This is a genomic window from Pseudalkalibacillus hwajinpoensis (assembly GCF_039851965.1).
In the GTDB taxonomy this organism is placed as follows: domain Bacteria; phylum Bacillota; class Bacilli; order Bacillales; family Guptibacillaceae; genus Guptibacillus; species Guptibacillus hwajinpoensis_E.
On sequence record NZ_CP156674.1, the window covers coordinates 3,123,032 to 3,136,843 of the forward strand.

Sequence of the window (13,812 nt, forward strand, 5' to 3'; positions counted from 1 at the left end):
TAATTTAGGTGTTGATATAATTCAAACAGAAATAGCCATACCCTTTTTAGGAGTTATGGTATTGCCAATGCGAAGCTAAAATATAAACGCGGCTATCGATTCATTGATAGTCGCGTATTGTTTGAATGGGTTTCTCTTACCGTAGAGAATTTACTAGGGCTTCATTTAGACAACAAAACCTAACTCAGGGGGTACATACATGAACCCAGTAGAAATTGAAGCAGCAGTCTCCGAGTTGGCGGTTCAACCTTTTGACGAGGTAGAATTCCCATTTTCATTCTTAAGGGCGTTCGGAAACAAGAACACAACAATTAAGCGGCTCCGTACAGGAGAATCAAATAAGTCCGACTTGGGGGGCGTTCTACAGACTAATAATATTCATATTGCGATCGCACACCCGGGAAACGTAACCAAGACACTTCTTGATCTTAAGGCAAGCCGGGCAACAACCAGGGCGAAGGCACGCTACATCCTCGCAACTGATGGTGTAGACTTTGAGGCCGAGGAATTAGAATCTGGTGAGGTGGTCTACTGTGCCTATCAGGATTTCCCAGATCACTTTGGATTTTTTCTGCCTCTTGCGGGGATTAAGACCGTTAAGCAAGTACGTGAAAGTTCTTTCGATATCCGGGCGACGAGTCGATTGAACCGGCTCTATGTCGAGCTGTTAAAAGAAAATCCCCATTGGGGAGCTACCGAACAGCGTCACGAGATGAACCAATTCATGGCGCGCTTAATCTTTTGCTTCTTTGCCGAAGACACTGGTATCTTTAGCAAGACGGGTTTATTTACCGACATCGTTGCCCGAATGAGCACTCGTGATGCTTCGAATACTCACGAAGTAATTAGTGGGATTTTCAGCGCTATGAACACGAAGGATGCTGACCGTGCGAAAGCTAAAACTCCTCGTTGGGCAGATGGGTTTCCATATGTAAATGGAGGGCTTTTCGCGGGTAACGTAGATGTGCCTAGGTTCAGTAAGATAGCACGCTCCTACCTTCTGCATATTGGAAATCTGGACTGGAATAAGATAAATCCTGATATTTTCGGCTCAATGATCCAGGCGGTAGCGGATGATGAGGAGCGTGGTGCACTTGGGATGCACTATACGAGCGTTCCAAACATCCTGAAGGTATTAAATCCTCTCTTCTTGGATGATTTGCGGGAGAAGCTTGAAGCAGCAGGGGACAACCCTCGTAAGTTAATCAACCTGCGTAAGCGGCTATCGAGGATTCGAGTTTTTGATCCTGCTTGCGGCTCAGGTAATTTCTTAGTCATTGCCTACAAGCAATTGCGGGATATTGAAAATATCATCAATGAGAGACGTGGTGAGCATGGTCGTGAGAGTGATATACCACTGACAAACTTTCGTGGCATTGAACTACGTGATTTTTCAGCCGAGATTGCGCGTCTTGCTCTTATTATTGCCGAATACCAATGCAATGAACTTTATATTGGACCAACCCTTGCTCTTGCTGAATTTCTGCCGCTATCAGCAGACAACTGGATCACTTGCGGCAATGCTCTACACTTGGAATGGCTTAGTATTTGCCCACCGAATGGAACAGGTGTGAAATTACACTCTGATGATCTTTTCAGTACTCTTTCGAATCCAGCGGAGATCGATTTTGAAAATGAAGGTGGCGAGACTTATATCTGTGGAAATCCCCCGTACCTAGGTTCAACTAACCAATCTGACCAACAAAAGTCAGAACTGCAAGCGATATTCGAAAAAAGAAATAAGAACTGGAAGTCACTCGATTATGTTGCTGGTTGGTTCATGAAAGCGGCTGAATATGGGAAGTACACTAATGCCTCAACAGCTTTCGTAGCGACTAATTCAATTTGCCAGGGCCAGCAGGTTCCAATTCTTTGGCCACTTATTTTTGACTCGGGGCATGAGATTGCTTTTGCGCATACCTCGTTTAAATGGGAAAATCTTGCTAGTCATAATGCAGGTGTAACCGTGGTGATCATAGGGATTTCACAACATCCTGGGAAGATTCGGCGACTATTTTCGGTCAGTGATGACGGAAGTGTGAGTGTTAAGGAAACTGAATATATTAACGCATATTTAGTTTCGGGTCCTAACGTGGTCATATCCAAGTCTCGTTCACCTCAAAGTCCGCTAAGTCAAATGGATTATGGAAACAAACCGACCGACAAAGGTGGACTTATATTATCCTCAAGAGAACGTTTTAAACTTTTAGAAAATGCGCCTGAGGCTGACCGCTTCGTAAGAAGGTTCATTGGTTCTAATGATGCAATTGATGGCTCACTTCGATATTGTCTTTGGATAGACGATGATGAAGTGACAACTGCAACTAAGCACAAAGAAATTGCCAATAGGCTTAAAAGAGTGCAATCGTTCCGATCTGGTAGTACGAAGAAGGCAACGGTGGAATCTGCAAGTTGGCCTCATAGGTTTCAAGAGATTAGACAGACGGGGAATGAAGTGCCAATCGTTGTCCCACGACACAGTTCTGAAAACCGTTCGCACCTACCTTTTACACTTGGTGAGAAAGGCGATATTGTCGCTGACAGCGCCTTTGCTTTTTACGGATGTCCATTATGGAACGTTGCGATCTTTGCTTCTCGCCTGCACTTAGTATGGGTAGCCGCTGTGTGTGGCAAATTGAAAACAGATTACCGGTACTCTAACACTATTGGATGGAATACTTTTCCCGTTCCCACGCTTACTGAAAAAAACAAAGGAGATCTTAACCACAGTGTTGAGGACATCATATTGGCGCGCGAAGCACACTTCCCGGCGACGATCAAGGAACTTTACGATTCGGATCACATGCCCACTAATCTGCGTGAAGCCCATGAGCGAAACGATGAGGTGCTAGAGCGCATCTACATCGGCCGTCGCTTTCGCAACGACACCGAGAGGCTAGAAAAGCTCTTTAATCTTTACACAAAAATTTCAAACTCAACGAATAGACCTAGAAAGCCAAGAAGGAGGTAGTCGCATGACCAACAGAAATAAATCAATCCCTTCCATATCGGTTTCCTACGCTCGGAACGGAGGATCGACCAAAGCCAATGAGCTAGGTATGCGACCGATGCAGGAACTGGCTTATGAGCAGCGCGGTGAACAGTATCTGCTTATTAAATCGCCGCCTGCATCTGGTAAGAGCCGGGCACTGATGTTTATCGCTCTTGACAAGCTCTATAATCAAGGGCTTAAGCAGGCAATCATTGTAGTACCTGAAAGGTCCATTGGTTCGAGTTTCAATGATGAAGCGCTGAGCCAGTTTGGCTTTTGGACAGACTGGAGTGTGGATCCGAAATGGAACCTTTGTAACGCCTCTAGCGCGGATTATGGAGGTAAGGTTAATTCGGTGAGCGCATTCCTTGAAAGTGACGACAAGATATTGGTCTGCACCCACGCTACCTTCCGTTTCGCTGTCGATAAATTCGGAGTGGAAGCCTTCGACAATAGGTTGATTGCTGTGGACGAATTCCACCATGTTTCAGTCAACTCTGAAAACAAACTTGGTCTGTATCTTGGACAGTTTATTGAACGGGATCACGTGCATATCGTGGCGATGACTGGTTCCTACTTTCGGGGGGATGCTGAAGCAGTGCTGACCCCGCAGGACGAGTCAAAGTTCGCTACCGTCACCTATACTTATTACGAGCAACTCAATGGCTACGAGTATCTTAAGCAACTTGACATAGGTTATTTTTTCTATTCCTATTCATATACCGATGACATACTGGAGGTGCTCGACCCTGCCGAGAAGACCATCATTCACATCCCCAACGTCAACTCGCGCGAGAGCACGAAGGACAAGATTAGGGAGGTCGAACATATATTAGAAGAACTGGGTGAATGGCAAGGTACCGATCCTGCGACCGGATTCCAGATAGTCAAGACGCCAGGTGGCCAAATCCTTCGGATAGCCGATCTTGTAGATGATGATCCGACCAAACGTGACCGGGTTTCTACCGCGCTGAAAGACCCTGTTCATAAGAACAACCGCGACCATGTTGATATCATTATCGCACTTGGCATGGCGAAGGAAGGCTTTGACTGGATTTGGTGTGAACACGTCTTAACTGTCGGCTATAGGGCGAGTCTCACTGAAATAGTGCAAATCATTGGACGCGCGACCCGCGACGCTCCCGGTAAAACCAGTGCCCGCTTTACCAATCTGATCGCCGAACTCGATGCCTCAGAGCAGGCAGTTACCGAGGCCGTCAACGATACCTTGAAGGCAATTGCTGCCAGCTTGCTTATGGAGCAAGTCCTTGCGCCTCGCTTCGAGTTCAAACCGAAAAATTCAAAGAGTGGTCCTGTTCATGGGTTAGACTATGGTGATGGCGGTTATAACTCAGGAAAGTGCAATGTCGGATTCAACCACGAAACTGGGCAGATGCAGATTGAAATCAAGGGTCTCTACGAGCCTAAGAGTGAGGAAGCCGTGCGTATATGTCGCGAGGACCTAAACGAAGTGATCTCGACATTTGTTCAGGACAAGACCACTATCGAACGTGGTTTATTTGATCACGAGGTGGTGCCAGAAGAATTGACTCAAGTTCGTATGGGGAAAATTATCAAAGAGAAGTATCCAGACCTCGACATAGTGGATCAGGAAGCTGTACGCCAGCATGCCATCGCTGCCCTTAACCTGACACAAAAGGCCAAGCAAACTGCTCTTGGCGGCCAAGGGAGCAACAGCGAACGGACCGCTAATACTGCGTTTATTGATGGGGTACGTAATTTTGTGATGGACGTACGCGAATTGGACATCGATCTAATCGATCGAATTAATCCATTCAGCAAAGCTTACGCGATCCTTGCTAAAGCAATGAGCGAGGATAGCCTAAAAGAGGTTGCGGCTACAATTACGGCTAAGCGTGTAAGCATTCCTTACGATGAGGCCAGAGGGTTGGCTGAACGAGCTTTGCAATTCAAGAAAGAACGAGGGCGACTACCGGAAATAAGTGCGCAAGATGCATGGGAGAAGCGAATGGCTGAAGGAGTCGTAGCCTTGAAACGGTATCGAGTGCAGCAAAAGGCTGCAGAAGCCAGTGGAGGGAATTAAATGACTAAGCTTTCTGATGACGACTTACTCAAGGAGCTTGATGTGGATCAGGATTTACCGATGAAAGGCTCTCAGTCGCCACGTGAGGAGCGTATCATAGCGGGGTTTGAGGAAATCCAGCGATTTGTGGAGTACCATGGGCGTGCTCCGCAGCATGGTGTAGATAATGACATCTTTGAGAGATTATATGCCTTGCGTCTCGATCGCCTGCTTGAGCAGGAGCAATGCATTGTTCTTCTTGCATCACTCGATTACCAAGGGCTACTGAATAGGGTAGAGAATGCGCAGGTTACACAAGTGGAAGCGGTAGATGACGATGCCCTACTAGCAGAACTCGAAGACGCGGCTGGTCCTTCTTCCGGTATTACAGATCTGCGCCATGTCCGCTCTCGAGCAGAAATGCAAGCAGCTGAAGAAATTGCAAAACGTGAAAAGTGTGAGGAATTCGATCGTTTCCGTCCATTGTTTGAGCATGCTGAAAGCGAACTCAATTCTGGCGTTCGCCAAACTAGACCATTTGGTAAGGATGCGAGCATTAATAGGGGGAACTTTTTTATCTTGGGAGGGCAACTTGTCTATGTAGCTGAAAAAGGAGACGAATTTAAAGCGCCGAATGGTCATCCTGATGCTCGTCTTAGAGTGATTTACTCCAACGGCACCGAAAGTAATCTCCTACTCAGGTCTTTGCAGCGTGCACTGTACAAAGACGATGCTGGGCGTCGCTTGACCGAACCCGATTACGATGTCGGGCCTTTATTTAGTTCATCCTGGGACGAAGGGGATGTTGAAAGTGGTACTATCTATGTACTTCGCAGCTTTTCTAATCATCCTTCCGTTGTTGAGCACCGTAAAATGATTCACAAAATTGGTGTAACAGGAGGCAGAGTTGAAACTCGTATAGCCAATGCGGAGAACGATCCGACCTATCTGCTGGCGAATGTTGAATTGGTTGCTACCTACAAACTGGCGAGTATCAACCGTATGAAGCTAGAACGTATATTCCATCGGATATTTGCACCGGCTCAACTCGACCTCACCATCAATGACCGTTTTGGCCACGTTGTAAAACCAAGGGAATGGTTCCTTGTGCCGCTGCATGTTATTGACGAAGCGGTTCGTCGTATTCAAGATGGCTCGATTACCAATGTGGTCTATGATCCTGAGACAGCCAGTTTGGTTGTACTTTCTTAATTGAGGAGTGATGCTTAGATGATGAAAGGTGGGAAAGACGACATTGTGCGTATTACAAGTAGCACTTTATGACTTACCTAATAATGATTTCTGAAGATATGAATATAAAGGAAATTTCTTACCCATTGTTCATATTTTTTATCACTTGATATATGAACGTGGCCTATAAAAAAGTGTTTGAATTATTTAAAATTCAAACACTTTTTTTATGGGTATACAACCAATAAATGGTACAATTGTTTAAAGCAAGGTTTGAGTGAGGAGCACAAGCTCCAAATGTTTATGTTTTTTTAATAGTATTTAAATTACTAGATTAATCCACTCTGTACAGCGATAAAGGAGGGATAATGTGGACGAAAAGACAACCCAAATAATAGATAAATTAGATAGGCATAATGCTACTTCATCTTGGAGTGGTTATGCATATCAAGGAAAAGTAGCGATATATACAGCCTTAGCATTGATTAATGAAATGAAAATCTACAAACAGGAGAAAAATATTGATTTATTCAAATTAGAAATTGAAAGTTTGGAAGACTTTTCTATATTGAATGGTGATAAGTATCAGTCAATACACCAAGTTAAATCATACAAGGATAATAAATACATAAAGAAGTACAAATCAGCTATTTTGGACCTTTTAGGTAAAACATCTAAATATGAAATATCTAATAGTTACCTTCATACTGTGTGCAAAATTGAATCTACTACAAAGCAAGATCTAAAGAAGATACTGGAGGAGTACTCCCCGGAGAGTAAAAAAGATGCTCAAGATTCATATAAGGGATATTTATTTGAGAAAGATTTTTATGACAAAGCATATGAGGGGTTTATTTATAATGTTTCAGAAGGTGAATCATTTAACACGGTAATTGATTTAGAGGATACTGAAAAAGAAATTAAAAATCAAATAAGGATTTTCTTTGAAAACAGCAATAGTGAGATGGAAAATAATCCTGCCTTCTATATAGAGAATGTTCATTACATATATTTGAATTTCATTTCAGAAATAAACAATATAATTGCTCACCATCATAAGTGTAAATCGAGTGAAGAACCACCAATAATCTCTTTCAGCAGATTATTTGAAATTTTAACGAAGAAAAATATTTTTGAGCTTACACCGGATACCTTAGCCCATATGTTAAAAGATCAGTTATACAAACATTTTTTGGATTTTTTAGATGAAGTTGAAGGGGAGTTTACAGAGGAACAGGTAGAAGTTTGGAATAAAAGCTGGGAGTTCATAGATGAGTTAGATAATAATCAAGTTTTAACTTTATTTAAAAAAATATCACCTAGTAAAGCTATTAGTAATGATACACACCTAAACATTGAGGATTACGTAACACTTATCAATGAAGGTGGTTTGAAATATAACTTATTTTGGTTGGTACTTTGTTTGAGCTATAGTCCGGAGACTTATGAAAAGCTATTCATACTAAATAAGGAAAGTTACAATTACCTAATTACTACAATTGATAACAGAAAAACAAAAAATATTATTGATAAATTGGGAAGAAAGATAAGTGAAAACATTAAAATGCATAATGAATTATTGCCCTTGCTATATGATGTTAATAATCTTGTTAACACTCATATATCTGGGGTATACAATGGAAATATTTTAGACCTTGCTTCAGCTTACAAAAGTGAGTATCCAGAATTGTATGATGAGCAAGGAAAAAATATAACGGAACCAAAGAAGATAGAATTTGTGAAAATTGATGAAATTGTGGAGGAGTTTGAATGATAAATTTGCTATCAAAAATTTTTGCAGCCAATGAATTTTTTATCGATAACAGAATAATGGATCCTGGTAATGGCTTTTTCGCTGAGAGAAATACAGAAAATTATTTTGACTACTTTTTAGTAGTTTTCGAGTCTATATCTGATTTTAATTTGAGTGAATTTAAAGAACAAATTGACGTTTATAAGGATGAAATTCTTACAGGTTATGAAGGGTTGTTAGGGTTGGACAAAAACTTATCTTTATTGGTAGTACTAAATATAGATGGAGAGAGTGAATTAAGTAAAATTAGTAATATTATTTATGATTTAGAAGAGGATCCATATGATTTTAAGAAATATGTATTACCATATGGGCGTGAGCAATTGGATATACTAACAAAAAATACAAATAATATTAATGAACCAGATCAGTTGATTAACTATATGAGGAGAATACTACACAATTCTGAAACGTTTACTATGTTTAAAAATAATGAGAATAATGAAGCAACCTTGGAGTATGATTTGGTTTCAAAATACTTTATTAAACTCCCTTTTTTGACGATAGTATACGGTGACAGAGATGTGAGGAATCTGGAAGAAGAAATTAGAGGTAATTTAGATGTAACTAAATTGAATTTATTAGATGAGTTAACTTTCGATTCCTCAACAGATCAGTTAGACATTGATGAATTGTATGAAGTCATAAAGGAGGGAGATTCATGAGTGGTTTAGTAATTAATAGAGTGTACATAAAAAACTTTAAAACTATTGATGAAGCCACCCTCTCTTTTGAAAATAGTCATCTCAATATTTTAGATGGACCTAACGGCTTCGGAAAAACTACAATTTTTGATGCAATAGAGCTATTAGTCACAGGGGAAATTAGGAGAATAAAAAATACTCAAATTGTACATGGTTCCAAAGGGTTTAACGATATATTACTAAGTAAATACCAAAATCAAGAAACAGTAATTAAAGTTGAGTTTAAAGACATAGAAGACACTACAAATACAATTACTTTAGCCAGAGCTTTAACTGAGTTAGAAGGTTTACGCAATAGAGATAAACGGCCAGAAGAATTCTCCAAATATAAACTATATAAACTTGAAGAATTCAATGATCAAGTAACTGAAGGAGTACAGATTGATGATTTAGAAATTAATTCTTATTTAAATGTAGCTAAAGTATCAGAAAAGTTTAATATGTACCATTATGTTGAACAAGAAGACTATTCCCACTTATTTAAATTGACAGAGTCTGAAAGAATGGATTCAATATCAAAGTTATTCAATATAGAAAAAGAAATTGGGCAGCAGGGGTTACTGAAAAGAGTTAAACTCAAACTACAAAATGAATTTAGAGAGCTTTCTAACAATATGGATAGCGAGCAAAGGTACTTTGACGCCGATAGAACTGTACCAGAAACAAAAGAGGAAGTAACTTATCATAGGGTGCTTCCAGAAGATTTATCTCGCAATGTTTATTGGGATCAAGTAAATGAACCTATTGGAAATGACGACAAGTTTCGATTCTTCGAAGAATTAAATAATATTTTAACTCTAGTACTCAATTTTAATGATTTTAAAAAAGAACTTATAAATGAAAATATTGAAAAAATTGCTAAAAATGAGGGTAAATTAAAAGCTGTAATTACATGTATGAATTTCTATAACGATATGGATCGTATTAGAAGTAAATATAAGGTGATGAAGCGATTACTGGTAATAAAGGATAATTTAATGAAAAGAGAATTATTTGATAAGGAATTGGATTGGGACTATATTTTTGAAGTCCTAGATTTACAGTTTAGTAAAGAAGAGATACTTAATTTAATAAGGGAAATCAAAATCCTTAACAACAACAGTACTAATTTAGCTTCCATAGTGGAGAATTTAAATGAGGTCAGGGAGAATCTAAAAAGCCAATATGGAAATTATCTTGAGAATATTAATGATGAGGAAGACAAACTAGATTGTCCATTTTGTGGACAGGAGTGGTCTAATCAAGCTACTCTATTTCACAACTATAATAAGCAAACTACTTACTACAAATCTTTATATGACGAGACTACTGCTGAAATAGATGCGAAAAAGAAATATTTATTTGAAGAAAGAATTAATTCTATACTAGAAGTCATAAATAAGTTACTAGAAAAAGGATCAACTTACAACATAAATTCTTTATTCGTAGAACAACTAGAAGAACATATTGAAGAAGTCACTAATTTTAATACAGTTAAACAATGGTTTGATAATTTAGGTATTAATCTAGAAGAATATGTGAACAGATCAGAGAACCCTGTAGATAGTTTAGAACTGAGAACCGAAGCACTCAGACTAAGCTTGCTATCATATAAATCTGAGGTTAGTGATGTTGTGAAAGATAATATGATTATGCATAAGCACCTATACACTGAAGTGTTTAAAAAAAGAGACGATATTGTAAAAAGTTTGACCAAAGAAATAATTAATGGAAAAAAGAGTTATCTAGAATATTTAAATTATTTGAAGGCGAATGAAGCTTTTAGTAGATATAAAAGCTTAGACATGAGAAAAAATAAAGTAGAAAAACTACTTAAAGAAGTTGATGAAATTCTTATTGAATATACTAAGCAAATTAACTCCCATAGAGCAAAAATGATTAAAGACGTCGAGATACCTTTTTATATTTATAGTGGTAAAATAATTCAAAATCATCAGCGTGGTATGGGAGTGTTCATTAAAGAGGGTAACAATCCAAGATCCGGTGAATCAGAGTTGAAATCAATTAATTTTATCCCTCCATCTACTACAGATCATGATGTTTTACATTCATTTAGTTCCGGTCAACTCTCAGCAACAGTACTTGCTTTTTCATTGGCATTAAACAAAGTCTATAGTAAAAAAGGATTTTTAACTCTTTTAATAGATGATCCTCTTCAAACCATGGATGATATGAACATGGTGTCCTTTGTAGAAATGTTAAGAAACGATTTTAAAGACAAGCAAATAATTATTTCAACTCATGAAGATAAAATATCAATGTTTATGAGGTATAAATATCTTAAATATGGTTATGATGTAAAAAGTCATAACGTGAAAGAATTGTTCTATAGAAGCGTTTATTAAAAAATCAAAAGTTATTGATGGTATACTTTAGCTCATTTATGATTATACCTTTTTAAACATGCTATTGTTTACTAGCAAACCACGTAATTCGTCTCTATTTTGCTTTATTTATAATGGTGAATCCATGGGCGGCATTCCACCCAAATTTACCACCTTAGCAAGGTGATAATTTCAGAACAATCATTAACTATAGTTGTTGACGAATTGTTGACCGAATTCCTCAACAACTACTTTTTGAAATCATAATTAATCATACACCTATATAAAGAAATTCTATTATACCGGTCTTTTTTCTCCCTTATCACTATCTATCCAACTAAGAAATCGTGACTGGCAGTGTAGAGGTCAGCGGTTCGAGCCCGCTATGCTCCATCTTAAAAACCCTTGTGTATCAAGGGTTTTTCTTGTGTATGCAATTTAGTATACACACCACAATTATTAGTTTGTTGACCAAATTTTTATTCGGTGCATATTTATCGAATTGACTGGCTGTTTGAGTAGCTCTTTTTTTAGAAATATGTCCATAGATATCTGAAGTGATTTTCGAACTTGAATGACGGGCTCGTTTTTGAATGGCTGGTAAATTCACGTTATCTTCTTCCATTAAAAGAGCGACCATGCTATGGCGTAAGTCATGAAGACGAATTTTTTTCAACTTGTATTTCTCAACTATTCGACTCCACTTTGTTGTAGGCGTCGTAAAATAGAGCGGACTTCCTAATCCTTTGTGGAAAAGATACTGACGATCGCTCCCCTCCCAATAATCAGCTGCGCTTTCTTTTTCCTTTAACCACTCAGCTTTGTACTCTTTTAATAACTCCATGTACCACTCAGGCATGGCGACTGATGCTTTAGATGATTTCGTTTTGGGATCCTTTATAATAGGCTGACCGTTTTCGCTACCTACAATGTTATTTATAATTTCTATTTCATTAGTATCAAATACAATGTTAGACCACTCAAGAGCTGTTAATTCTCCTCGTCTAAATCCACCAAATAAAGCTCCTAAAAAATATACACGCCACATCAGTGATTCTTGGTTTAAAGCTTCAAATACTCCTCCAAGGTCCTCACTAGTGTAATACCTCATTTCTCTTTGCTTTACTGCTGGTTTTTTAACACCAGTCATTGGATTATCTTTAATAATACGCCACTCGTATGCTCTGTTAAATACATTACATAGCGCATCATAAAATTTCCGGATAGAATCAGGTGAGAGTTTACCTGGACGTCCGTCTTTTCTTTCATTCTCGCCGGTTGCTTTATCGTCTAAAAACCGTATGATTTGAATTGTTTTAATATCTCCAATTCTTTTAGAGCCAAACACACAGGGAGGATGTGACTCCTTAGAGAGCTCATGTAGTTTCTAACAACAGTCGGCGATAGTTCTTTAATTGCGTAACGCTTGTACCATTCCTGGACGAAGTCACTAAATAAGTTTTTGTTAGGAGCAATGTATTCACCAGCCTCAATTTCAATCTGGAATCGTCTTTGATAACTTCCAAAATTAAATACCTCCTACTAATACTTTAATAGACCTGAATAATATGATCAGTACTTTTGGTTGGTTTAAACTTCTTTCCTATTTGAAAACACTTGTTACCTAGCTCGTAAAACACCTTGAAGTCTATTCCTAAAGTAAAGGTGAATGATTTCCATAGCATTCATCATTTTTAAATTCATTGTTATATTTTTAGCATAAGCTACGATTTGAAATTTCAATTTTCTAAAAGGTTTTTTGTAAGGTGTTATAACAGATTTTTCCTTCTTTATATTATTATACGAACGAAAGTTCTTGTTATCAATGGTAAAGATGAACAAGGGACTTATCATGCTCCACCTCATCCGCCAGGTGACGGAGTGTTACTGTTAGGATCAGATACGCATGGTCATCCTATTTTAAGTATGTTAATCGTTGGTGCTAAGTACACAGTTCTTGTTACAGCATTAATTGCGTTTTTAAGAGTTCTCATTGGGTATGCGCTCTCAATACCTTATATGTTTTGGTTAGGGAATCGTTCGAAAAGAATCATTAATAACATTGCTGATGGGATGCAATTCCTACCTCTTTCTCTCATTTCGTATATCTTGTTAGTGAATGTCTTGATTTTTAATAGTGGCCAAAGGGTTCTAGCTGAATCTGTTATGGTCTCAAATATCGTTTTGGAAGTTAGCATTCTCATTTTGTTTGCTGTCCCTGTTGTATTAAATACAATTGGTCGTGAAGCTGATGAAATTCTGAGAAGAGAATATGCACAAGCAGCAATATTATTAGGTAGGAGTAAGAGTAGACTCTATTTTCGACATATTACAGTCCATCTCTTTCCAAAGCTGGTCCAACTTTTTGGACAACAGATGATTCAAGCTCTTCAAGTTTTATTGCATTTGGGAGTGTTTAGAATTTTGTTAGGAGGAGGGCTCAGGGGTAGGACTGAGGCTTTACAGTCATTAACCTACGAATGGACGGCTATGTTCGAAACCATGCGTATGGGGATCATGACTGAGCGTTATTGGCTCATTGCACCAGTTCTTGTTTTATATGTTCTTCTCATTTTTTCGATACAAGCAATTGTAAGGAGTATCATAGAAATTCAACAGCAGAAGATTGGGCTTTATACGGGTAAGAAGAAAACAAAACAAGTGGATATGGAAGGTGAGAAATCTTCTTCTAGGTGTGGTGAAATAAAAAAAGAATCATTTTTTTTATAAATGAATCAATTTCA

General features: G+C 38.4%; 9 protein-coding genes. 7 read left to right on the plus strand and 2 right to left on the minus strand.

All coding sequences use genetic code 11. From position 1 onward, the window contains the following. Positions 1-199: 199 nt before the first annotated feature. From ABFG93_RS16195 to ABFG93_RS16220, 6 genes are all read left to right on the plus strand, one after another. Entirely contained in the window at positions 200-2,971 is a 2,772-nt protein-coding gene (locus ABFG93_RS16195; protein ID WP_347549048.1) for a class I SAM-dependent DNA methyltransferase, read from the plus strand. A gap of 4 nt (positions 2,972-2,975) precedes the next feature. Next, the gene (locus ABFG93_RS16200) at positions 2,976-5,057 is read left to right on the plus strand and encodes a DEAD/DEAH box helicase (RefSeq protein ID WP_347549049.1); all 2,082 of its coding nucleotides are present in this window, start codon (positions 2,976-2,978) and stop codon (positions 5,055-5,057) included. Next, positions 5,058-6,248 (plus strand): GIY-YIG nuclease family protein, encoded by a 1,191-nt coding sequence (locus tag ABFG93_RS16205; RefSeq protein WP_347549050.1) that lies wholly within the window; start codon positions 5,058-5,060, stop codon positions 6,246-6,248. Positions 6,249-6,597: 349 nt separating this feature from the next. Next, positions 6,598-8,001 (plus strand): ABC-three component system protein, encoded by a 1,404-nt coding sequence (locus ABFG93_RS16210; protein WP_347549051.1) that lies wholly within the window; start codon positions 6,598-6,600, stop codon positions 7,999-8,001. Further along, entirely contained in the window at positions 7,998-8,705 is a 708-nt protein-coding gene (locus tag ABFG93_RS16215; protein WP_347549052.1) for an ABC-three component system middle component 1, read from the plus strand. The genes ABFG93_RS16210 and ABFG93_RS16215 overlap by 4 nt, the downstream gene beginning before the upstream one ends. Continuing rightward, positions 8,702-11,089, plus strand: a complete 2,388-nt coding sequence (locus tag ABFG93_RS16220) for an AAA family ATPase (protein ID WP_347549053.1) — start codon at positions 8,702-8,704, stop codon at positions 11,087-11,089. Before ABFG93_RS16215 ends, ABFG93_RS16220 begins: the two co-directional genes overlap by 4 nt. A 391-nt stretch (positions 11,090-11,480) precedes the next feature. Here the strand turns inward: ABFG93_RS16220 and ABFG93_RS16225 are convergent, their stop codons facing one another. Then, positions 11,481-12,416 carry a tyrosine-type recombinase/integrase gene (locus ABFG93_RS16225; RefSeq protein ID WP_347549054.1) on the minus strand — a complete coding sequence of 312 codons (936 nt, stop codon included), beginning with the start codon at positions 12,414-12,416 and terminating at the stop codon, positions 11,481-11,483. Beyond that, the gene (locus ABFG93_RS23140; RefSeq protein ID WP_431522097.1) at positions 12,359-12,568 is read right to left on the minus strand and encodes a hypothetical protein; all 210 of its coding nucleotides are present in this window, start codon (positions 12,566-12,568) and stop codon (positions 12,359-12,361) included. Before ABFG93_RS23140 ends, ABFG93_RS16225 begins: the two co-directional genes overlap by 58 nt. A 231-nt stretch (positions 12,569-12,799) precedes the next feature. Here ABFG93_RS23140 and ABFG93_RS16230 point away from each other — a divergent pair, with 231 nt between their 5' ends. Further along, on the plus strand, positions 12,800-13,798 hold the full coding sequence (locus ABFG93_RS16230) for a hypothetical protein (protein WP_347549055.1): 999 nt from the start codon (positions 12,800-12,802) through the stop codon (positions 13,796-13,798). The last annotated feature ends 14 nt before the right edge of the window (positions 13,799-13,812 follow it).

Bases quoted from the DNA above. Each gene is read 5' to 3' on its own strand.
- ABFG93_RS16215 (WP_347549052.1), top strand. From the start codon at position 7,998: ATGATAAATTTGCTATCAAAAATTTTTGCAGCCAATGAATTTTTTATC.
- ABFG93_RS16200 (WP_347549049.1), top strand. From the start codon at position 2,976: ATGACCAACAGAAATAAATCAATCCCTTCCATATCGGTTTCCTACGCT.
- ABFG93_RS16220 (WP_347549053.1), top strand. From the start codon at position 8,702: ATGAGTGGTTTAGTAATTAATAGAGTGTACATAAAAAACTTTAAAACT.
- ABFG93_RS16195 (WP_347549048.1), top strand. From the start codon at position 200: ATGAACCCAGTAGAAATTGAAGCAGCAGTCTCCGAGTTGGCGGTTCAA.
- ABFG93_RS16205 (WP_347549050.1), top strand. From the start codon at position 5,058: ATGACTAAGCTTTCTGATGACGACTTACTCAAGGAGCTTGATGTGGAT.